This window comes from Nocardia sp. CA-120079, assembly GCF_050955745.1.
GTDB lineage: Bacteria > Actinomycetota > Actinomycetes > Mycobacteriales > Mycobacteriaceae > Nocardia.
Genome location: NZ_CP192088.1, coordinates 8,347,749 through 8,367,561 on the forward strand (window position 1 = coordinate 8,347,749; position 19,813 = coordinate 8,367,561).

Below are 19,813 nucleotides of genomic sequence, written 5' to 3' on the forward strand. Positions count from 1 at the left end.
TTGGATTGGGTGCGGTTCTGCCAGCGGAAATGTTCGCTATTCAGCAGCTGCCTCCATCGGAACTCGAGTCGGGTTGGATGTCGCGGGTTGCGGTCACGGTGAGCGGAATCCCCTGGCAATCATTCGGCCAACAATCCGGGCGCGGTTCACCTGGCGCTGTGACTGCCACCACCGTAAGATTAGTTTGACGTCCTAGTATCGGGCGCCAAACAGGATCTCCCCCGGAGGACCCCGTGGCCGACAGCACCGCGCTCCACACGCCCACCCATCCCGTCCGATTCGTGACCTCGGCCGCGCTCTTCGACGGGCACGATGCGGCGATCAACATCATGCGACGGATCCTGCAGACGCAGGGCGCCGAGGTCATCCACCTCGGACACAATCGCGCGGTCAGTGAGGTCGTGGACGCGGTGCTCACCGAGGATGCCCAGGGCGTCGCGGTGAGTTCGTATCAGGGCGGACATGTCGAGTACTTCGAATACCTCGCCGACGCATTGAAAAAGGCCGGCGCCGGCCATGTCCGGATCTTCGGCGGTGGCGGCGGGGTGATCGTCGCCGAGGAGATCGCGCGTCTCGCCGAATCCGGGGTGACCATCTTCTCCCCCGAAGACGGCCAGCGACTCGGCCTGCCCGGCATGATCAATCAGCTGATCCGCGCCTGCGATTTCGATCTCGCCGCCGAGCCGCCGGTGCTGGACGCGGTACTCGCCGGTGAACGGGCCGCGCTCGCCCGCGCGATCACCTGCCTACAGCAGGACACGCTGTCGGAGTCCGATCGCCAGACCCTGGCCTCGGCCGCCGCCGCGCGCACGGTGCCGGTGCTCGGCATCACCGGCACGGGTGGTTCCGGAAAGTCTTCCCTCACCGATGAATTGGTGCGCCGTCTGCGCTCCGATCAGCAGGACAAGTTGCGCGTCGCGATTCTCGCAGTGGATCCGACCCGGCGACGCGGCGGCGGTGCGCTGCTCGGCGACCGCATCCGGATGAACGCCCTCGACAGCGATCACATCTTCTTCCGCTCACTGGCCACCCGCGGCGGCCATGAGCTGCCGCAGAATATCGACACCATCGTGACCGCCTGCAAAGCCGCGGGCTACGACCTGGTCATCCTGGAAACTCCCGGCATCGGCCAGGGCGATGCCGCGGTCACCGACCACGTCGACGTCTCGATGTATGTGATGACACCGGAATTCGGCGCGGCCTCCCAGCTGGAGAAGATCGACATGCTGGATTACGCGGATGTGGTGGCGATCAATAAGTTCGAGCGGCGCGGCGCCGAGGATGCACTGCGTGATGTCTCGCGACAGTTGATTCGCAATCGCGAGGAATTCAGCAAATCTCCCGACGAGATGCCGGTATTCGGTACCAGTGCAGCCACTTTCAACGATGACGGTGTGACCGCGCTCTACCAGCACCTCACCGGATTGCTCGCCGAGCACGGTCTGCACCTGGAGCCCGGGGTACTTCCGAAGGTGGAAACCCGCTCCTCCACCAGGTTCGCACAGATCATCCCGCCCGCTCGGGTGCGCTACCTCGCCGAGATCGCCGATACAGTCCGCGACTATCACGCCGATACGGCTGCCCAAATCGTCGCGGCACAGCGCCTGCAGCGGCTCGAGCAGGTGGCGGCCGAGCTGCCCGATGACATCGCGGTGGCCGAACTCGCCGAAAAGGCTCGCGACGCACTGCATGCCGACAATGCCGAACTGCTCGCGGGTTGGCCCGAACTGGCCGACTCCTACCGAGGCGATGAGCAGGTGGTTCGGGTTCGTGATCGGGAGATCCATACTCCGCTGCGCCGGGAGACGCTGTCCGGCAATTCCATTCCGCGCGTCGCGCTGCCGCGCTTCACCGATCACGGTGAGCTGCTGCGGTTCCTGCGCTCGGAGAACCTGCCCGGACGGTTCCCGTTCACCGCGGGCGTCTTCGCGTTCAAACGCGATAACGAGGATCCGGCGCGGATGTTCGCCGGTGAGGGCGATCCGTTCCGCACCAACCGGCGCTTCAAGGTGCTCAGCGAACACGCCGAGGCAACACGGCTTTCCACCGCTTTCGATTCGGTGACGCTCTACGGTCACGATCCCGCCGAGCGCCCGGATATCTACGGCAAGGTCGGCACATCCGGTGTCTCGATCGCCTCGCTCGACGATATGAAGGCGCTCTACGACGGCTTCGACCTGATCGCGCCGACCACCTCGGTATCGATGACCATCAATGGCCCGGCACCGACCATCCTGGCCTACTTCCTCAATACCGCCATCGACCAAGCGCTGGCACGGTTCTCGACCGCCGAAGGCCGCGAACCAACCGCCGAGGAGGCCGCCGATATCACGGCACGCACGCTGGCGACAGTGCGCGGCACCGTGCAGGCCGACATCCTCAAGGAGGATCAGGGCCAGAACACCTGCATCTTCTCGACCGAGTTCAGCCTGCGCATGATGGCCGATATCCAGGAATGGTTCGTGCGCAAGGGTGTTCGCAACTTCTACTCGGTCTCGATTTCGGGCTATCACATCGCCGAGGCCGGTGCTAATCCGATCAGTCAGCTGGCCTTCACCCTCGCCAACGGATTCACTTATGTCGAGGCATATCTCGCACGCGGCATGCAGATCGATGACTTCGCACCGAATCTGTCGTTCTTCTTCTCCAACGGCATGGATCCGGAATATTCGGTGATCGGCCGGGTGGCGCGACGCATTTGGGCCGTTGCCATGCGAGATCGCTACGGCGCCAACGAGCGTTCGCAGAAGTTGAAGTACCACGTGCAGACCTCGGGCCGTTCGCTGCACGCACAGGAGATGAGCTTCAACGACATTCGCACCACCCTGCAGGCGCTCATCGCCATCTACGACAACTGCAACAGCCTGCACACCAACGCCTATGACGAGGCGGTGACCACACCAACCGAGGAATCGGTGCGCCGCGCGCTGGCCATTCAGCTCATCATCAACCGCGAGTGGGGCATCGCGATGAACGAAAACCCGCTCCAAGGCAGTTTTCTCATCGATGAACTCACCGATCTCGTCGAGGAGGCCGTGCTCGCCGAATTCGATCGCATCAGCGAGCGCGGCGGGGTCCTCGGGGCCATGGAGACCGGCTACCAGCGGGGCAAGATCCAAGACGAATCCATGCGCTACGAGCACCGCAAACACGATGGCTCGCTGCCGATCATCGGCGTCAATACCTTCCGCAACCCGCACGGCGAACCACATCGGGTCATCGAATTGGCTCGCGGCACCGAAGCGGAGAAGCAGTCACAGCTGCAGCGCGTACGCCAGTTCCAGAACGACCATCGCGATGCCGCCCATGCCGCCCTCGCCCGCCTGGACGCGGTGGCCCGCACCGACGACAACATCTTCGAGGTCCTGATGGACGCCGCCCGGGTCTGCACCCTGCAACAGATCACCGACGCCTTCTTCACCGTCGGCGGCCAATACCGCCGCAACGTGTGAATTAGGTTGGTCCGTCAGAAGATTCGCACCTCCGGAATCGAATCCATCTGACGCGCCCACTCCGGATACTTCGCCAACTTGGCGTTGTGCAGGGCCATGATCTTGTCGCGAAGTTCGGGATCCGGCTCATCCGATACATCGGGACCGATGGCGATCTTCTGGAAGTGCGGGACGATCTGCGGATCACCGGCCAGGTGGACCGGATCGTGCAGGTAGCGCTGCATCGCATCGAGATCCTCGATGCCCACGCAATAGGCATGGGTCAGCCCTTCGCTCACGTCGCCCAGATTCTGGCCGACGGTCGCGAACGACACCGATTCGACTGAGGCGGTGCGCTTCATCAGCGCGAGTACCTCGGCCTTCTGCGCCTCGGTGGTCTCTTCGCGGAAGCCGAAGCGCAACAGATGAACGATCATGGATTCCTCCTAGTTTGAACCAACGAGTTCAATCTAGATAACTGACTGGTAGATGCACAAGAGTGAACCCACAAGTTCAACCGGGCGCTAATATGCAGGGGTGACGGGTACGACGGCGGCGCGCGGGCGCATCGATAAGCGGCAGGCGATCCTGGACGTCGCATTCACCGTCTTCGCGCGGCGCGGCTACGACAAGGCCTGTGTGCAGGAGATCGCGGACGAGGCGGGCGTCGCGAAACCGACGGTCTACAACCACCTCAATGACAAGCAGACCCTGTTCCGGCACGCCGTGCTGGCCGCCGCCGATACGGTGGCCGCCGAAACCCTCGCGATCGTCGATCGCCTGCGCGAGCCGGGCGATGATCTGCCCGTCGCCCTCACCACGACGGCGCGCGCGCTGCTCGCGGAATGCTCGGGCGAGCGCGCCCGTTCGCTGCGCGCGCTGACCTATGCGCAGCTCGCCGCCTTTCCGGATCTGGCCGACACCGTGCTGGAGCGCACCTCGCGACACATTGCCGAGGCGCTGGCCGATCGACTTGCGCGACTCGCTCTGGCGGGCCGGCTGCGGACCAACGATCCGGCGCAGGCCGCCGAACAGCTGCTCGCCCTGCTCACCGCGCCGCTGGAGGCCCGGTCGCGGCTCGGCACTCGCGAGGTGAGCGACGCCGAGCAGGCCGATATCGCCGATGCGGCGGTGCGGACATTCCTGTCCGCATACGGTTCGCGCTGAACCCGAACACGCCTGCCCGCGCGCGTGTGACAATCGCGATGTCAGGGCCTTCAGCGTGGTTGGGACGGCGGACATGGATCTCTCGAATATCCGGATTATCGACAGCCATATTCATCAGTGGGATCCGTTCCGCACGCCGCGCGAATTCAGCCAGACGGCGAAGTTGCTCCGGATGCTGCCCATTCCGATCGATTGGGCCAAGCGGGTGGCACCGCGCCGGGATCGGGAATTCGTCGGGGATCCGACCGCCTATGCGAATCCATATCTACCCGCGAATTACCGCGCGGATGCCGACGGTGTCCAGGTCGAGTCGATCGTGCATATCGAGGTCGGATGGACCGGAAAGGACACGCTGGCCGGGGCCGACGAGACGAAGTGGGTGGCCGGGCTGCCATTCGGCGGCGACCATCCGGCACTCGGCGCAATCATCGGGAATGCCGATCCGGCGGCACCGGATTTCGCGGCGCTACTCGATGCCCATGTGGCCGGATCGCCGCTGGTGCGCGGCATTCGCGCGCATGTCGCACACCATCCCGATCCGGATGTCCGGCCCTATACCGAGCACGAGAGCGCACTCACCACCAAGGAATTCCTCAACGGTTTCGCGGCACTTGCCGAGCGCGGGTTGTCCTTCGAGGCCTGGGTGTATTCGCATGCGCTACCCGATGTGACGGCGCTTGCCGAACGTTATCCGGAAGTCCCGATCGTGCTCGACCATCTCGCCACGCCCGCAGGGATTTTCGGCCCGGTCGGCAAACACACCGGAACGAATCCGAGTCTGCGCCGGGAACTATTCATCCGCTGGCGCGACGATCTCACCGCGCTCGCCGAAAACCCCAATGTGGTCGCGAAAGTCAGCGGCTTGATGATGCCGATCCTCGGCCACCCGGTACCACCACGTGGCACGTCGACACCGATTCCGGTGCTGCTGGATCGAATTCGCCCGCTCGTCGCACATGCCTACGAAGTCTTCGGCGCGGACCGCCTGCTGTGGGGCTCCAATTTCCCGGTGGACAAACCGATTACGAGCATCGCCGACAGCGCCGAGCTCATTGCCACCGCAGTCGCCGAGCACAGCGCCGGACGCGATGAGCTCGAGCAGATCTTCCGAACCAACGCCCAACGGACCTACCGAATCGAATCCTGAACCGGGGCGAAGCGCGGGAGCAAGGTTCGCGGCCCAGAGATCGGACCCGGCTGGTACCGCTCGATCAAGGGACGAAGGCTTCGGCGATTTGGCGGGTCAGGGTGTCGCGGGCGCTGGCCAGGGATGGGCCGTACCAGGTGAGACTGCGGCCTTCGACCAAAGCGACAGACAAGCCGGGGAATGCCTCGGGACCATCGGATCTGGTGAATGCGTACGGCTCATCCGGGAGCAGGACGAGTTCTACATCGCGGGTCAGCTCGTCCTCGGAGACGTGCGGATAGCGCTCGGTGCGGTCGACGTGCACGAGCCGGAGGCCGAGGCGCGCCGCCAGGTCGCCGGTGAAGGTGTTGTGGCCGACGACCATCCAGGGGTTGCGCCAGATCGGAATGACCGTACTGCGCGTCGGCGCGGGAGCTGGTGCGGCCCAGGATATTTCGGCCGCGACAAGCCAGTCCGGCATCGGACCGTGCAGCGCTTCGGTGAAGAGTCGGCGCAGCGAGGCGAAACCCTCTTCCAGCGTTTCGATTCTGGTGACCCACACCGGGATTCCCGCATCGCGCAGCCGCTCCACATCGATGCGGCGATTCTCCTCCTGATTGCACAGCACCAGATCCGGTGCCAGCTCGATGATTCGGCGCACATTCGGATTCTTGGTGCCGCGAACCCGCTCGACGTCCAGATCCGCGGGGTGCGTGCACCAATCCGTCACCGCGACAAGGACTTCGGGGCGACTCACCGCGACGGCCTCGGTCAGCGACGGAACCAGCGACACCACCCGATGCACCGGTCGGTCGATGCGCACGGTCGCGCCCAAATCGTCGATCATGACAGCACCCGGCGGCAGAGGACGCGCAACCGCACCGCCACCTCGATGGCGGCGGGCTCGTCGTCCTCGAGCACCAGATCGATGAGCAGGTCGAGCCGACCGCGCGGATCGAGGTCGGCGGCCTCGATCTCGCGCAGGTACCGAGTGGTGTGCATGTGCGCACCATAATTCACGGGAGGTCGCGATGACCGCGCCGACCACACACACCGGCACATCGGCCCGTTGGGCCGCACCCGTGCATATAGCCGGTGCCACGCTCATCGGCCTCATCGGAGCGGTTCATCTGCTCGTCGTGCACATCTTCAACGGCCCCGACTCCGCGGGCGAAGAGGTGGTCGACCAACTGCTGGCATTGCCACATTGTGTTTTGCGGCCGTGCTGGTAGCCGGGCCGATCGAACAGCACTGAACCGAACTCAGCGATCCAGGGCTTCGTAAAGCGCGCGGATGTCGCGCAGCCCAGCCGCGGCCGTCGGTTCGTCCTCGGCGATCATGCGCAGGGCACGACGCAGCAAGGTCGGGTCCAGATCATCGATGGCGGGCCGGAATTCGAGCTTCGGGAGGTCGGGCAGTCGGATACGGTCGCCGTAGGGGTCGTCGGAAACTGTCGGGGTCGTATCGCGTTCGATGCCGACGATAAGGGTGTCCAGGTCGAGGCCGCGCAAGGTGAGGATTTCGCGAGGACGCTCATCAAGTCGTTCGGCGAGCAGATAGCAGACCGCGGCCACATGTTTGCACGGCCAGCCGGGATCCGGGCAGGTGCAGGAGAAATCGAGATCGGCGGCCGTTGTCGGGAGCAGATGCTCGCCTAGGCTCGTCGGCAGCGCACCAGAGGCGATTTCGGCCAGTACGCCCGGCGTGGTCCGGATGGTCTCGATGAGCAGTTCGAGTTCCTCGTCGCGCAGTGGCCGGATGGCGAATACCGAGGTGAACGGGCGCGGCTGACTCCCTTGGACTTCCGCGGTGACCGCACCGGGTTCGATCCGATAGCTCACGACCTGTCCGGCTCGGGCGTAGGTGCGGCCGCGGGCGAGTCGACCGGGTTCGGCCATTTGCTCGACCGCCTCGATCAGCGCCTTGCCCCACCAGGTTCGTCCGAATCCGCCACGACGACTGCGTGCTGCTACCCCGCCGCGCACCGGACGGCGTTTGCCGTACTTGCTGTAATCCTCGAAGGGACTCAATCGCCGACCGCCTCCGCGCCGAGGGCGAAGAGCCGATGCAGTTCGTCCGTGCTCAATTCGGTGATCCAGTTCTCGCCCGCACCGATGGCCAGATCGGCGAGTTGGCGTTTGCCGCTGATCATTTCGTCGATCTTCTCCTCGATGGTGTCGACGCAGACCAGTTTGCGCACCTGCACATTGCGCTGCTGACCGATCCGGAAGGCTCGATCGGTCGCCTGGTTCTCGACTGCCGGATTCCACCAACGATCCAGGTGCACAACATGGTTGGCCGCCGTGAGATTCAAACCGGTGCCACCGGCCTTGAGCGACAACAGCATCAGCGGTGGGCCTTCCGGTTCCTGGAAGCGCTCCACCATGGTGTCGCGGTGCTTCTTCGGCACGCCACCGTGCAGGAACGGGATCTTCGTGCCGAAGCGCTCGATCAGATAGGGCGCGATGAGCTCGCCAAATTCGCGGAACTGGGTGAACAGCAATGCCTTCTCGCCATCTGCCAGCACCGCATCGAGGACGTCCTCCACCAGGGCGAGTTTGCCGGAGCGGTGACTGCCGCGATGCAGCACACCGGAGCCGTCGCCGAGGAAATGCGCGGGATGGTTGCAGACCTGCTTGAGCCTGGTCAGCGCGCCGAGGACCGCGCCCTTGCGGGCCATGCCCTTCGCATCCTTCAGTTTGGCCATCATGTCGTCGACAACCGCCTGGTAGAGCGCCGCCTGCTCCACGGTCAAGTTGGCGCGCACCGTCATCTCCAGTTTCTCCGGCAGATCGCTGATGACGGCGGGATCGGTCTTCACCCGGCGCAGCACGAACGGCTGCGTGACGGTGCGCAGCCGGCTGATGGCGTTCTCGTCCCGATCGCGTTCGATCGGCACGGCGAACCGGGCACGGAAAGTCTGTGCGCTACCGAGCACCTTCGGCATCGTGAAGTCCAGAATCGAGCGCAATTCTTCGAGTCGGTTCTCCACCGGAGTTCCGGTGAGCGCCAACCGATGTCGGGCAGGCAGCGCCCGCGCCGCCTTCGCCTGTCTGGTTCCCGCGTTCTTGATGTGCTGTGCCTCGTCGAGCACCACGCGATCCCACTGCTGCCGCGCCAATTCGACCGCGTCCCGTGCCAGAAGCGAGTAGGTGGTGATCACCAGATCCGCACCCGCAACGGCTTCGTCCAGATCCGTACCTGACTTGCGGCCGACACCGTGATGCACCAAAACTCGCAGATCGGGGGCGAATCGCTCCGCCTCGCGCTGCCAGTTGCCGACGACCGACATGGGGCATACGAGCAGGCTCGGCCCTGGCGCACCGTCGCCACCGGGTGCCTCCTGCCCGCCAGCGCGCGCATCGCGGTCGTCCCGGCGCCGGACTGCACCCCGCTGCCTCACATCGCGCAACGAAACGACCTGTGCGCCCTCGGACCGCGCAGTACCGGTGTGCCGTTGCGTCAGTTGGCGATCGACCTCGCGTTCATGTACCAAGAGCGCCAAGACCTGCACGGTCTTACCCAGCCCCATGTCATCGGCCAGGATTGCGCCCACCCCGTAGCGACTCATGGTGGCGAGCCAGGCCAACCCACGCTCCTGATACGGCCGCAACTGCGCCTTCAAACCGACCGGCGCAATCACCGGTACCGGCTCGCGGGTCTGGTCCAAAAGGTCCGCGGCCCAACCGGTTGCGCTGACCTCGGTGATCGGGACCTTCTCGACATGGCCGGTGACGAGTTCGCCGACCAGATCGGCGAAGGTGATTTCGGTGTCGTCGAGATGGGCGGCGACATAGCGGGCGGCAGCGGCCAGCACCTTGTGGTCGGCCTGCACCCATTCGCCGCGCAGTTGCACCAGATCCGATTTCGAGCGGACCAGCCGTTCCATCTCGGCTTTGGTCAGCACGGTATCGCCGAGAGCGAGTTCCCAGCGATAGGAGACGAGTCCGCGCATGCCGACGGTGCTCTCGGCAGCGGGTACGCCGCTCTCCACGCGCAGCCGCATGGTCGGGGCGCTGATATTCCAAGCGCGCGGCAGCAGCAGCCGCACACCCGCCGCCTGCAGCGCGTGTGCACCGTGTTCGACCAGGTCCGCGACCACCTCGGTCGGCAGCAGCAGGTCCATCGACTGCGGATCGTTCGGCAGGTCGCGCAGGCGCGGATAGGCCCGCGTCGCCTCCCCCAGCTTCTCGATCGCGGTGCGGACCAGCACCGGATCACCCAGCAGCGGAACCGGATTCGGCGCTTCACCATCGGCGCGCAGACACACCTGCAGCCGCCACAGCGCCACCACGTCATCGGCATCGGTATCGGCCTCGCCGAGCGCGATATCGCCCTCGGGCTCCAGCAGGCGCAGCACCAACTCGGGCTCGTCCCCGGTCAGACTCGCCCGCCAGCGTTCCAGCACCTCGGCCAGCAGATGGCTGCCGCCGTCCAAGGCGACGTCATCGATGAGTGCGGCCACCAGCGGATGCGCCGACGGCGGCGGATCCATCAACTCCCGGACGATCGGATCGGCGAGTTCGGTGACCATATCCTCGAGCAGCATCCCCGGCTTCCCCGCGACGCGCAGCGCGGGCGGCATAGCCACCGCCAACTCCGCCAGCCAAGCACGCTGACGCTCGCCGCCGACCAACCGCCAGCGCACCCACCACTGCCCGTCGTCGCGGCGCAGCTCGGGCACCACCCGCCCCGCCCGCACCCACCGTTCGACACCGTGTGCCACATGCGCGAGAAACCGCAGATCCCCCGACACCGAATCGACCGGCAGCCGTTGTCGCAGCGCGACCGCGGCCGCCGCAGGCACCATCGCATGCGCCCTGACCTGCTCGGTCTTCCCCGGAGACCCGCTGACCAGGACCTGCGCCCGATGCCGGAACTTCGACGCCGCCAGCACCCCGCCCAACGGTTCGGGTAGCGCGACCGGGGCCTCCTGCCAGAGCAGCAAGCCCGATCCCGGCGACCACAGACCGTGCAGCATCACCCCATCCAATCAGGCGGGTCCGACAGAGGCTGCGGCCATCCTCAGTCGAGTTCGTAATCGAACCAGATGCGGTGCACACCGTCGGTGTCGACGGTGAGACCGCCGGTGCCGGTGATACCGGTCAGCTCACCGGTGCCGCTGGTCGGCACGATGGTGAAGAACTCGGCGGTGCGGTCGGTGCCGAGGGTGGTCGCCGAATGCGCGAAGTTGAAGCTGCCCGCGCGATCGTGCAGCGCGCCCTCGAACGATTCCATGGCGACATACGTCCCCGCACCCGTCGCCTGGTCGAAGGCGGCGGTGAACAGGGTCGCCGACCGTCCGGTGATCTCGCCCGCGAATTCCTTCTCGATCTGCGCGATGCCGACCGGCAGCGCGGTCGCGATGGCCGGATCCGGCACGACATCGGTTGGGGTGAAGGAGGCGACGGAGAACGTGCCGATTGCTTTCATGCGGCGGAGCGTAACGGCAGGTACCGACAACTTTTCACGAGTCTTGGCGGTGGGCGAGCACCCTGCGCACGACAAGACCGACGACCAGTGCCCAGAAGGCCGCGCCGATGCCGAGGAAGCCGACGCCGGACGCGGCGATCAGGAAGGTGACCACACCCGCCTCGCGGTGCTGTTCGGATTTCAGGGCACCGGCAAGGGCGGCCGCGAGAGTGGCCAGCAGGGCAAGGCCCGCAACGGTTTCCAGCGTGCCCTTGGGCGCGGTCGCGATCAGGGTGACCAGCGCCGCCGAGCCGAGGGCGAGAATCAGATAGGAGGCACCCGCGGTGCAGGCCGCGATCCAGCGGCGCTGCGGATCCGGATGGGCGGCGGGTGCGGCCGAGAGCGCGGCACTGATCGCGGCCAGGTTGATGGCGTGCCCACCGGCCGGTGCACCCAGCATCGTGCCGATACCGGTGACGGACATCGAAGCGCGCCAAGGGACTTGATACTCGAAGGACTTCATCACGGCGGTGCCCGGAATGTTCTGCGAGGCCATGGTGACGATGTAGAGCGGAATGGCGATACCGATCATCGCCTGCCAACTCCAATGCGGCACTGTCAGTTCGAGCGAGGGGCGCATCGCCGCGAGATCGAGATGCTTGTGCTGCACCGCGATACTGATCCCCGCCCCGACCGCCGCGGTCGCGAAGGCCGCGATCACCGCCCAGCGCTTGGCGAATCGCTGCAGCACCAGCCACACCAGGATCACCGGCACCACCACCGCCGGACTGGCCCGCACGGCCTGCACCGGCGCGAGACACAGCGGCAGCAGCACACCGGCGAGCATGGCCTGCGCGATCTCCACCGGAATCGCGGCGACCAGGTTGCCGAGCCGCTGCCACAGTCCGGTGATCACGATCAGCACACCAGTTATCGCGAACGCCCCGACCGCCGCGGCCCAGCCACCGGCGACCGCGCCGGTGCCGGCGAGCAGTGCCGCACCGGGCGTCGACCAAGCCAGTGTGATCGGCAATCGATACCGATAGCTGAGCAGCATCATTCCGATGGCCAGCGTGAGGCAGAGCACGAGCAGTCCCGACGCCGCCTGCGCCGGGGTGGCCCCGACCGCGGTCAACCCGCTCAGCACCACCGCGAATGAGCTGGTGAATCCGACCAGCGCGGTGACGACACCGGCCCCGACCGGCTGGGCGAGCCGCGCCTCACGCTGGACCGGTGTCGGGGTGTCGGCGAGCGCCGGGGAAAGCCTGGACATTTCTGGAATCCTCCCCGGTCATCAGTCCAGTTGTCACAGCCAGTCCCCCGAAACTGGACTGAATTGCGTGGCGTCCAGCTGGGGTGAATCGCCGAAACCGCACTCGATTCGAAAGTGGACGTACCAACTGATTCGGCGTGTACATGGGTAACTCGTCGGGTACACCCAAAACTGATGTGGCACATGACGCAGGACCTTGTACGCAGGCATAGCGGCACTTACTAGTATGGCCTGAATATTCGGGGAGGCGGAACGGAGAGGCGGAACAGAGCTTTGTTGAGCGCGGTACTGATCTCGGCGGACGAGCTTCGGGAAGTATTGGCGGACAAGCGGGTTCGTCTACTCGATGTGCGGTGGGCGCTCGGTGATCCGGACGGCCCGCAGCATTATCTGGACGGACATATTCCGGGCGCGGTCTTCGTCGATCTGGAGACCGAACTGGCCGCACCCCCGTCCCCCGCGCGCGGGCGGCATCCGCTGCCCGATCCCGCGCAGCTCGAAAAATGCGCACGCAGCTGGGGTTTGCGGACCGGCGATCCGGTGGTCGTCTACGACGCGACGGGCGGCATGGCCGCGGCGCGGGCCTGGTGGTTGCTGCGCTGGGCCGGGATCGCGGACGTGCGGATTCTCGACGGCGGTCTGCCGGCGTGGACCGGTTCGGGCGGTGCGATCGCCTCCGGCGAGGAGGACGATCCCGAACTCGGTGACGTCGAGGTGAATCCGGGGCAGCTGCCGGTCATCAATGCCGATGCGGCCGCCAAATGGTCCGGCGTACTGCTCGACGCACGCGCTGGCGAACGCTACCGCGGCGAGGTGGAGCCGGTCGATCCGCAGGCGGGCCACATTCCGGGCGCGATCAGCGCACCGACCGCGGAGAACCTCGACGCCGACGGGCGATTCCGCAGCGTGGAAGTCTTGCAAGACCGCTTCGCCGCATTCGGGTCCGGGCCGGTCGCGGTCTATTGCGGATCCGGTGTGACCGCCGCCCACCAGATCGCCGCACTCGCCGCCGCAGGTATCGAAGCGGCACTGTATCCGGGCTCGTGGTCGCAATGGTCGAACGACCCGAAACGCCCGGTCGCCGCCGGGGCATAGCTCGCTACGGACACGAGCGGGCAATGTCGTTCAGTACGGCATTGTCCGCAGCGGTCACCGGTAGGTCGTACCGGACCGCGACCGTCAGGTATTTGCCCGCGTAGAAACAATGGTTCGCGCGCGGCGTCCATTCCGATGGTGTGCCGTCCCCCTTGGCCTGGTTGGCATTCGCTGCGGTGGCCAGCAGATTCACGTCGATATCGTTGGCGAAACGCACCCGCCGCTCGAGCGGCCAGGACGCCGCACCCATATCCCAGGCCGCGGCCAGCGGATAGACGTGGTCGATCTGGATATCGCCCGCTTCGGCCTTGCTGAAGGTGATCCGCTTGCCGGTGTACGGATCGTCGAGCGTGCCCGCGGTGACCACGCAGTCGTGGGTGCCCGGCCGGAAGCTCACCCCGATCAGCTGCGCGCTCAGTACGTTGTTGCGGGTATCGCAGCCGTCGTGACCGCCGGGACCGGCGTAGTCATCGGTCCACGACGGTCCGAACACGCACCGCTGCCCTTCCTTACAGCCGCGCTCATAACCGCCGGGATGTCCCCGTGCGGCAACGACTCGCACCGATGCCAACAGCTGGTCGAGCTGAACCCGGGTCGGACCGAGTTCACCCTCCCCGCTGCCAGATGCGGGCGCGACCGGTCTACCGCTCACCTGGGCGCATCCGGACAGCGCGAACATCGCCGCCACGATCAAGGCAGGCAACCATCGTCGGATGTCGGCACGCACGGTGCCAGATGTACCCGTATGGACCGACATTCGTAGAACCCGGCTGGAGCGCCTCGGAGCCGGTCAGGACCTACAGCCAGGCGCGAGCCAGCAGATCGTCATTGGCGACTTCACTGGACCGGGGTGGGAATCTGGTGGCCACAATGGACTCGGTGTGCGCGCCGTCGTGTCCTATCAGCCACGAACCACCGCGCTCCTCGCACTCGGCGATCTTCGCGAAGGTGGTGAGCAGGAACGTGACGGCGTCACGCGGGTCCAGGGTTCGGGCCAGACGCTGTGATTCACCGGGCCGGGACAGGTCCAGCCACACGCCGGACTGTCCGTCCAGTCGCATGCCGACGATCTTGTCGGCATTGACAAAGGTGAATTTGCGCCGTTCCCACGGCGTGGTCGGCGTGAAGCTCTGCTCGAGTACCTGGAGCAGAATCGTCATGCTTTGCCCTCCGCTTTCCGTTGACGCCCAACTGCGGTTCTCATGCGATGACCAGCGGATATACCAGTATGTTCCGAAAGTGGTGCCAAGGGGTAGTAACTGGTCCATCTCGGCGAGTTCAGGGATTTTTCCGGCCACCGATTAGTTCGCCGACCGGGCCGCGTCTATATCTGCAAACGCAAAACGATCAGGGAGGACTCTCATGAATGCTCTGCCGCCCGTCGTCGAGGCCGACACCTGGCAGCGCCAACTCGATGAACTGCGTGTCCGGGAGAAGGCAGCGACCCGAGAACTCGATGCGATCGCTGCCGAGCGGCGGCGCCTGCCGATGGTCGAAATGCCCGAATACACCCTCGAGGGCGAGGAAGGATCGGTCCGGCTGGCGGATATCTTCGACGGTAAGTCACAGCTGATCGTCTACAACCACATGTGGTTCCCGGGCGAGAAGTGGCAGTGCGGTGGTTGTACCGGGTTCACCTCGCAGTTCACCCGGTTGGAGTTCCTGGACAACTACGATGCCCGGTTCGTCATCGTCACCCAGGGGCCGATCGAGGAGGCACTCGCGTACAAGCGGCGGGTCGGGAACAAAATGGCCTGGTATTCCACGGCGAACAGTCCGTTCGGCACCGACGTCGGCGCACCGCCCGGCGGCGGATTCGCGGTCAACGTATTCCTGCGCGACGGCGACACGGTCTATCGCACCTGGCACACCGACGGCCGTGGCACCGAGCAACTCAGTCACAGCTTCGCGCTGATCGACGTGCTGCCGTACGGGCGGCAGGAGCAGTGGCAGGACTCGCCCGAGGGGTGGCCGCAGTCACCGACCTACAGCCGATGGAGCGGCTCCGAAGACATCGCCGCGCACTACGGCGAACCGGGGGCGTGACTACATCCGACCCAATAGCGTGAGCGGATCCTCGAGCAATCCGGCGACGGTCGCGAGGAAGCGCGCTGCCAGCTCACCGTCGATCATCCGGTGGTCGAAACTGATGCCGATGGTGGTGACCCAGCGGATGGCGAGTTCGTCGCGGAATACCCACGGGCGCTTGCGAATCGAGCCGAGGCACAGGATCGCGGCCTCACCCGGATCGACCAGCGGAACACCGGCGTCGACACCGAAGACGCCGACATTGGTGATGGTGAAGGTGCCGCCGCGCAGGTCGGTCGGGGTGGCGCTGCCCGAACGCGCCGTCTCCGCGAGCCAGCCGATCTCGCGGCACAGATCGCGCAGGCTCAATGCCTGGGCTTCCTTGAGATTGGGCACCAGCAGGCCGCGTTCGGTGGCGACCGCGATACCGAGATTCACATAGTGCTTGGTGACGATCTGCTGATTCGCCTCGTCCCAGCATGCGTTGATGCCGGGATATTCCGTGAGGGCGGCGAGGACGGATTTGGCGACCAGGGCCAGTGGTGTCAGCGTCAGGCCCTCGAAGGATTTGGTGGTGCGCAGGTGGTCGAGCAGTTCCATCGATGCGGTGAAGTCGATGGTGACGAACGTGCTGGCCTGCGGGATGGTGCGTGCGCTCGCCACCATGGCGGCCGCGGTGCGTTTACGGATGCCGCGGATCGGCGTGCGTTCCTCACGGGTCGCGGGGCGGATGATGCCCGCATTCGGATCGGTGACCGATGGCGTCGGCGGCGTGGCGGGGCCGTCGGTGCGGGTCGCCGCGGCGCGCGGCTGCGATACCGGGACCGCCCCGCGCACGTCCTCGACCGTGACCGCACCCTCGGGGCCCGAACCCGCGACGTACCAGAGGTCGATGCCGAGTTCCTTGGCGAGTTTGCGCGCACCGGGGGTCGCCGCAATCCTGGCCGTTCCCGACTCGACCGGCTCAGCGGCCGAACTCTCCTGCGGCGCGGTCGGTTCCGCAACCCTTCTGCGCCGCCGGGACACCGTCTCGTCTTCGGGCCCGTATCCGACCAGCACCGACGTCCGCCCGTTCGCCCCTTCCTGCGCGACCGCCAGATCATTGCGCACCCGGATCAGCGGCGCCCCGACCGCAACCGTCTCACCGGGCTGCGCGAGCAATTCGATCACCGTGCCCGAGAACGGCGACGGCAGCGAGACCACGGCCTTGGCCGTCTCGACGTCGGCGATCGTCTGATTCAGCTGCACGGTATCGCCGACGCCCACCGACCACGACACCAACTCCGCGTCGGCCAGTCCCTCGCCGAGATCGGGTAGCCGGAATTCCAGGATATTTCCCTGATCAGCCTCGGGGGCACGATCTTCCACTGGGGCACCTCTCAGTGAGCGGTCGTCAGGCGGCGAGTGAGCGATCGACCGCGGCGAGGATGCGGTCCGGATCGGGCAGGTGGTGCTTTTCGAGCTTAGCCGGGGGGTAGGGGATGTCGAAGCCACCGACGCGCAGCACCGGCGCCTCCAGGTAGTAGAAGCAGCGCTCGGTGATCCGCGCGGCGATCTCGGCGCCGAGCCCGCCGAAGACCGGCGCTTCGTGTGTCACGATCAACCTGCCGGTCTTGGCCACCGAGGCCTCGATGGTGTCGAAATCGATCGGCGACAAACTGCGCAGATCGATCACCTCGAGCGAATGCCCTTCCTCGGCAGCGATTTTCGCGGCGGTAACAGCCGAGGCCACGGTGCCGCCGTAGGCGAGCACGGTGGCATCGGTCCCACTGACGCAGACGCGGGCCCGATCCACCGGCATGGCCTCGGCATCGAAATCGACCTCGGCCTTATCCCAGTAGCGCCGCTTGGGTTCGAAGAAGATCACCGGATCATCGAGTGCGATCGCCTGGCGGATCATGGAATACGCATCGGCGGGATTGCTCGGCGTCATGACACGCAGTCCCGCGGTATGCGCGAAATATGCCTCCGGCGACTCGGAGTGATGCTCCACCGAACCGATTCCACCGCCGAACGGAATGCGAATCGTGATGGGCGCGGTCACCTTTCCCTGTGTCCGGTAGTGGATCTTGGCGACGTGCGAAACGATCTGGTCGAAGGCCGGATAGACGAAGCCGTCGAATTGAATCTCGCAGACCGGCCGGTAGCCGCGCAGCGCCATACCGAAAGCCGTTCCGACAATGCCGGATTCGGCGAGCGGCGTATCGATGACACGGCGGTTTCCGAAATCCTTTTGCAGCGTATCGGTTACCCGGAAGACCCCGCCGAGGCGGCCGATATCCTCGCCCATCAGAACGACTTTCGGATCGTCGTCCATTGCCCGCCGCAGCCCGGCATTGAGCGCTGCGGCGAAGGTCGTGATCATGTGGGGACTCCTTCCGGTCGCGCGGCACTGTCACCGGGATCGCCGGCCAGATACTCCGCGTACTCGCTCCGCTCCTGGGTGATCAGCGGATGCGGGGTGGCATAGACGTGATCGAACAGCTGTGTCGGCGCCGGATCCGGCATATCGATGGTCGCGGTGCGGACCTGCTGCGCGACTTCATCGGCGCGCGCATCGACGTGGCGCTCGAATGCGTTGTCCCACAGAGACTCTCGTTCCAGCAGCTGGCGCAGCCGCGCGATCGGGTCGCGGCGCGCCCATTCTTCGGTCTCAGCGGCGGAGCGGTAGCGCGTCGGATCGTCTGCGGTGGTGTGCGGACCCATCCGGTAGGTGAGCGCCTCGATGAACGACGGCCCGCCACCGGTGCGGGCGCGGGCGGCGGCCTGCCTGGTGACCGCGAGGACGGCGAGCACATCATTGCCGTCGACCTGCAGGCCGGGAATGCCATAACCGTAGGCCCGCCGCGCGATCGGGGTCGCGCTCTGGATCCGGACGGGGGAACTGATCGCCCAGTGGTTGTTCTGACAGAAGAAGATGACCGGCGCGCTCCAACTCGCGGCGAAGCCCAATGCCTCGGCGAGATCGCCCTGACTCGAGGCGCCGTCACCGAAGTAGGCGATGGTCGCGATCTCCGCGCCGTCGAGGTGGGCGGCATAGGCGTAACCGGTCGCGTGCAGGCCTTGCGAGCCGACGATGATATTCGGGTTGGTCATATTGACCGCTTCGGGATCCCAGCAGGAATGCGCGACCCCACGCCACATCCGGGTGAGTTCGATGGGATGGACGCCGCGGCAGTAGGCGACGGCGTGCTCGCGGTAGCTGCAGAAGACGTAGTCGTCGGGGCGCAACGCGTATGCCGAGCCGACCTGGGCGGCCTCCTGCCCGATCATCGGCGCCCACAGTCCGAGCTGGCCCTGGCGTTGCAGAGCGGTTGCCTCGGTGTCGATCCGGCGGGTCACGACCAGGTCCGTGTACATCGCGCGCAACTGGGCGGGCCCGATGTCGGCGATCAGGGCCGCGTGTTCTCGGTCGAGTACGCGGCGGCCGTCGGGTTGGACCAACTGAACCGGATAGTCGGATTTGTTCGTCATTCGGGATCGCCTCCTGACCATGAGCGCAGGGCTGGTGTGCCCTATATCACATAGCATCCACGAGTAGGCGAAGTGCGCAAGTGATCGACACACGAGTAAGCAGAATGCCCAAATCCGGCGGGCGGATTGATGTCATACTGCGTTGTATGACCAGTAGAGAACCCGCCGACGTGACACTGGACGCCACCGACGCGCGGCTGTTGCTCGAGCTGGTCGCCAACCCACGCGCGACCGGTGTCGAGCTGGCGACCCGGCTCGGGTTGTCCCGCAATACCGTGCAGGCGCGGTTGTCGCGCTGGGAGGCGGCCGGTGTGCTCGCCGGCTTCGAACGTCGTGTGCAACCGCAGGCGCTGGGCTACCCGCTGGCGGCCTTCGTCGCCGTCGTCGTCGATCAACACCGATTGGATTCGGTGGTCGCCGAACTCGCCCGGGTGCCGGAGGTGACCGAGGTGTGCGGCATGACCGGCCTGACCGATCTCACTGTGCGCGTGGTGGCGCGGGATGCGGACGATCTGTACCGGATCGCCGGGCAGATATTGAAGATTCCCGGGGTGGAACGCACCAATATGGCATTGGTGATGCAGCAATTCGTCGGACCGCGCACGGCTCCACTACTGGATCGCCTGGCAAGATCCGCCGATCGTTCACTACGAACCTGATCCGGCGGCGACCGCTTCACGGAGATTCGTCAAGGCCTCCTCGATCGTCTGGCCCTGACTGGCTACATCGACCTCCAGGCACTGAGCGACATACCAGTCTTCTTCCTGGTGCACCGCAGCCGTCAATACGCGCTGATCGGCCATGGAG

Annotated in this window: 20 protein-coding genes; 7 read left to right on the forward strand and 13 right to left on the reverse strand. The window is 65.8% G+C overall.

All coding sequences use genetic code 11. The features are described from left to right. The first annotated feature begins 233 nt into the window (after positions 1-233). Positions 234-3,452 (forward strand): fused isobutyryl-CoA mutase/GTPase IcmF, encoded by a 3,219-nt coding sequence (icmF, locus tag ACQPYR_RS37995; RefSeq protein ID WP_433624191.1) that lies wholly within the window; start codon positions 234-236, stop codon positions 3,450-3,452. A 14-nt stretch (positions 3,453-3,466) separates the two neighbouring features. On the opposite strand, the gene ACQPYR_RS38000 is transcribed toward icmF, so the two are convergent. Next, complete coding sequence (locus tag ACQPYR_RS38000; RefSeq protein WP_433624193.1) at positions 3,467-3,868, reverse strand: Dabb family protein; 402 nt, start codon at positions 3,866-3,868, stop codon at positions 3,467-3,469. 100 nt (positions 3,869-3,968) lie between these two features. Between ACQPYR_RS38000 and ACQPYR_RS38005 the strand changes: the two genes are divergently transcribed. Further along, positions 3,969-4,598, forward strand: a complete 630-nt coding sequence (locus ACQPYR_RS38005; protein WP_433624195.1) for a TetR/AcrR family transcriptional regulator — start codon at positions 3,969-3,971, stop codon at positions 4,596-4,598. A 73-nt stretch (positions 4,599-4,671) separates the two neighbouring features. Beyond that, on the forward strand, positions 4,672-5,745 hold the full coding sequence (locus ACQPYR_RS38010; protein ID WP_433624197.1) for an amidohydrolase family protein: 1,074 nt from the start codon (positions 4,672-4,674) through the stop codon (positions 5,743-5,745). Positions 5,746-5,809: 64 nt separating this feature from the next. Here the strand turns inward: ACQPYR_RS38010 and ACQPYR_RS38015 are convergent, their stop codons facing one another. Beyond that, positions 5,810-6,571: a helical backbone metal receptor gene (locus tag ACQPYR_RS38015; protein WP_433624199.1), complete on the reverse strand. Its 762-nt coding sequence runs from the start codon at positions 6,569-6,571 to the stop codon at positions 5,810-5,812. Next, positions 6,568-6,726 carry a hypothetical protein gene (locus tag ACQPYR_RS38020; protein ID WP_433624201.1) on the reverse strand — a complete coding sequence of 53 codons (159 nt, stop codon included), beginning with the start codon at positions 6,724-6,726 and terminating at the stop codon, positions 6,568-6,570. The genes ACQPYR_RS38015 and ACQPYR_RS38020 overlap by 4 nt, the downstream gene beginning before the upstream one ends. A gap of 29 nt (positions 6,727-6,755) precedes the next feature. Between ACQPYR_RS38020 and ACQPYR_RS38025 the strand changes: the two genes are divergently transcribed. After that, positions 6,756-6,956, forward strand: coding sequence for a hypothetical protein (locus tag ACQPYR_RS38025; protein ID WP_433624203.1), 201 nt, complete (start codon positions 6,756-6,758; stop codon positions 6,954-6,956). A gap of 30 nt (positions 6,957-6,986) precedes the next feature. Here the strand turns inward: ACQPYR_RS38025 and ACQPYR_RS38030 are convergent, their stop codons facing one another. Genes ACQPYR_RS38030 through ACQPYR_RS38045 form a run of 4 tightly spaced genes read right to left on the reverse strand, consistent with a single transcriptional unit; the run spans position 6,987 to position 12,409 of the window. Then, entirely contained in the window at positions 6,987-7,754 is a 768-nt protein-coding gene (locus ACQPYR_RS38030) for an SWIM zinc finger family protein (RefSeq protein WP_433624205.1), read from the reverse strand. Further along, complete coding sequence (locus ACQPYR_RS38035; RefSeq protein ID WP_433624207.1) at positions 7,751-10,705, reverse strand: DEAD/DEAH box helicase; 2,955 nt, start codon at positions 10,703-10,705, stop codon at positions 7,751-7,753. The genes ACQPYR_RS38030 and ACQPYR_RS38035 overlap by 4 nt, the downstream gene beginning before the upstream one ends. 44 nt (positions 10,706-10,749) lie before the next feature. Further along, the gene (locus ACQPYR_RS38040; RefSeq protein WP_433624209.1) at positions 10,750-11,157 is read right to left on the reverse strand and encodes a DUF3224 domain-containing protein; all 408 of its coding nucleotides are present in this window, start codon (positions 11,155-11,157) and stop codon (positions 10,750-10,752) included. Between the two features lie 34 nt (positions 11,158-11,191). Next, the gene (locus ACQPYR_RS38045; protein ID WP_433624211.1) at positions 11,192-12,409 is read right to left on the reverse strand and encodes a benzoate/H(+) symporter BenE family transporter; all 1,218 of its coding nucleotides are present in this window, start codon (positions 12,407-12,409) and stop codon (positions 11,192-11,194) included. Between the two features lie 276 nt (positions 12,410-12,685). On the opposite strand from ACQPYR_RS38045, the gene ACQPYR_RS38050 reads away from it, so the two are divergent. Then, positions 12,686-13,504 carry a sulfurtransferase gene (locus ACQPYR_RS38050; protein ID WP_433624213.1) on the forward strand — a complete coding sequence of 273 codons (819 nt, stop codon included), beginning with the start codon at positions 12,686-12,688 and terminating at the stop codon, positions 13,502-13,504. A gap of 4 nt (positions 13,505-13,508) precedes the next feature. Here ACQPYR_RS38050 and ACQPYR_RS38055 read toward each other — a convergent pair whose 3' ends face one another. After that, entirely contained in the window at positions 13,509-14,183 is a 675-nt protein-coding gene (locus tag ACQPYR_RS38055) for an HNH endonuclease family protein (RefSeq protein ID WP_433635354.1), read from the reverse strand. 118 nt (positions 14,184-14,301) lie between these two features. After that, on the reverse strand, positions 14,302-14,664 hold the full coding sequence (locus ACQPYR_RS38060; protein ID WP_040687025.1) for a hypothetical protein: 363 nt from the start codon (positions 14,662-14,664) through the stop codon (positions 14,302-14,304). A 202-nt stretch (positions 14,665-14,866) separates the two neighbouring features. On the opposite strand from ACQPYR_RS38060, the gene ACQPYR_RS38065 reads away from it, so the two are divergent. Beyond that, complete coding sequence (locus tag ACQPYR_RS38065) at positions 14,867-15,550, forward strand: DUF899 domain-containing protein (protein WP_433624215.1); 684 nt, start codon at positions 14,867-14,869, stop codon at positions 15,548-15,550. Here the strand turns inward: ACQPYR_RS38065 and ACQPYR_RS38070 are convergent, their stop codons facing one another. The 3 genes from ACQPYR_RS38070 to pdhA are packed head-to-tail and all read right to left on the reverse strand — an operon-like array spanning position 15,551 to position 19,006. After that, complete coding sequence (locus ACQPYR_RS38070) at positions 15,551-16,900, reverse strand: dihydrolipoamide acetyltransferase family protein (RefSeq protein WP_433624217.1); 1,350 nt, start codon at positions 16,898-16,900, stop codon at positions 15,551-15,553. It lies immediately after the preceding gene. A 25-nt stretch (positions 16,901-16,925) separates the two neighbouring features. Beyond that, entirely contained in the window at positions 16,926-17,897 is a 972-nt protein-coding gene (locus ACQPYR_RS38075) for an alpha-ketoacid dehydrogenase subunit beta (protein WP_433624219.1), read from the reverse strand. Beyond that, complete coding sequence (gene pdhA / locus ACQPYR_RS38080) at positions 17,894-19,006, reverse strand: pyruvate dehydrogenase (acetyl-transferring) E1 component subunit alpha (protein ID WP_433624221.1); 1,113 nt, start codon at positions 19,004-19,006, stop codon at positions 17,894-17,896. The genes ACQPYR_RS38075 and pdhA overlap by 4 nt, the downstream gene beginning before the upstream one ends. A 146-nt stretch (positions 19,007-19,152) precedes the next feature. Here pdhA and ACQPYR_RS38085 point away from each other — a divergent pair, with 146 nt between their 5' ends. Beyond that, positions 19,153-19,665: an Lrp/AsnC family transcriptional regulator gene (locus tag ACQPYR_RS38085; protein WP_433624223.1), complete on the forward strand. Its 513-nt coding sequence runs from the start codon at positions 19,153-19,155 to the stop codon at positions 19,663-19,665. Here ACQPYR_RS38085 and ACQPYR_RS38090 read toward each other — a convergent pair. Then, positions 19,654-19,809 carry a type II toxin-antitoxin system HicB family antitoxin gene (locus tag ACQPYR_RS38090; protein ID WP_433624225.1) on the reverse strand — a complete coding sequence of 52 codons (156 nt, stop codon included), beginning with the start codon at positions 19,807-19,809 and terminating at the stop codon, positions 19,654-19,656. The genes ACQPYR_RS38085 and ACQPYR_RS38090 overlap by 12 nt on opposite strands. Positions 19,810-19,813: the final 4 nt, after the last annotated feature.

Excerpts from the sequence above, each read along its gene's own strand:
- ACQPYR_RS38055 (WP_433635354.1), bottom strand. The coding sequence starts at position 14,183 with ATGTTCGCGCTGTCCGGATGCGCCCAGGTGAGCGGTAGACCGGTCGCG.
- ACQPYR_RS38090 (WP_433624225.1), bottom strand. The coding sequence starts at position 19,809 with ATGGCCGATCAGCGCGTATTGACGGCTGCGGTGCACCAGGAAGAAGAC.
- ACQPYR_RS38025 (WP_433624203.1), top strand. The coding sequence starts at position 6,756 with ATGACCGCGCCGACCACACACACCGGCACATCGGCCCGTTGGGCCGCA.
- ACQPYR_RS38035 (WP_433624207.1), bottom strand. The coding sequence starts at position 10,705 with ATGCTGCACGGTCTGTGGTCGCCGGGATCGGGCTTGCTGCTCTGGCAG.
- ACQPYR_RS38060 (WP_040687025.1), bottom strand. The coding sequence starts at position 14,664 with ATGACGATTCTGCTCCAGGTACTCGAGCAGAGCTTCACGCCGACCACG.
- ACQPYR_RS38020 (WP_433624201.1), bottom strand. The coding sequence starts at position 6,726 with ATGCACACCACTCGGTACCTGCGCGAGATCGAGGCCGCCGACCTCGAT.
- ACQPYR_RS38085 (WP_433624223.1), top strand. The coding sequence starts at position 19,153 with ATGACCAGTAGAGAACCCGCCGACGTGACACTGGACGCCACCGACGCG.
- ACQPYR_RS38000 (WP_433624193.1), bottom strand. The coding sequence starts at position 3,868 with ATGATCGTTCATCTGTTGCGCTTCGGCTTCCGCGAAGAGACCACCGAG.
- ACQPYR_RS38045 (WP_433624211.1), bottom strand. The coding sequence starts at position 12,409 with ATGTCCAGGCTTTCCCCGGCGCTCGCCGACACCCCGACACCGGTCCAG.
- ACQPYR_RS38075 (WP_433624219.1), bottom strand. The coding sequence starts at position 17,897 with ATGATCACGACCTTCGCCGCAGCGCTCAATGCCGGGCTGCGGCGGGCA.
- ACQPYR_RS38065 (WP_433624215.1), top strand. The coding sequence starts at position 14,867 with ATGAATGCTCTGCCGCCCGTCGTCGAGGCCGACACCTGGCAGCGCCAA.
- ACQPYR_RS38010 (WP_433624197.1), top strand. The coding sequence starts at position 4,672 with ATGGATCTCTCGAATATCCGGATTATCGACAGCCATATTCATCAGTGG.
- ACQPYR_RS38040 (WP_433624209.1), bottom strand. The coding sequence starts at position 11,157 with ATGAAAGCAATCGGCACGTTCTCCGTCGCCTCCTTCACCCCAACCGAT.
- pdhA (WP_433624221.1), bottom strand. The coding sequence starts at position 19,006 with ATGACGAACAAATCCGACTATCCGGTTCAGTTGGTCCAACCCGACGGC.
- ACQPYR_RS38015 (WP_433624199.1), bottom strand. The coding sequence starts at position 6,571 with ATGATCGACGATTTGGGCGCGACCGTGCGCATCGACCGACCGGTGCAT.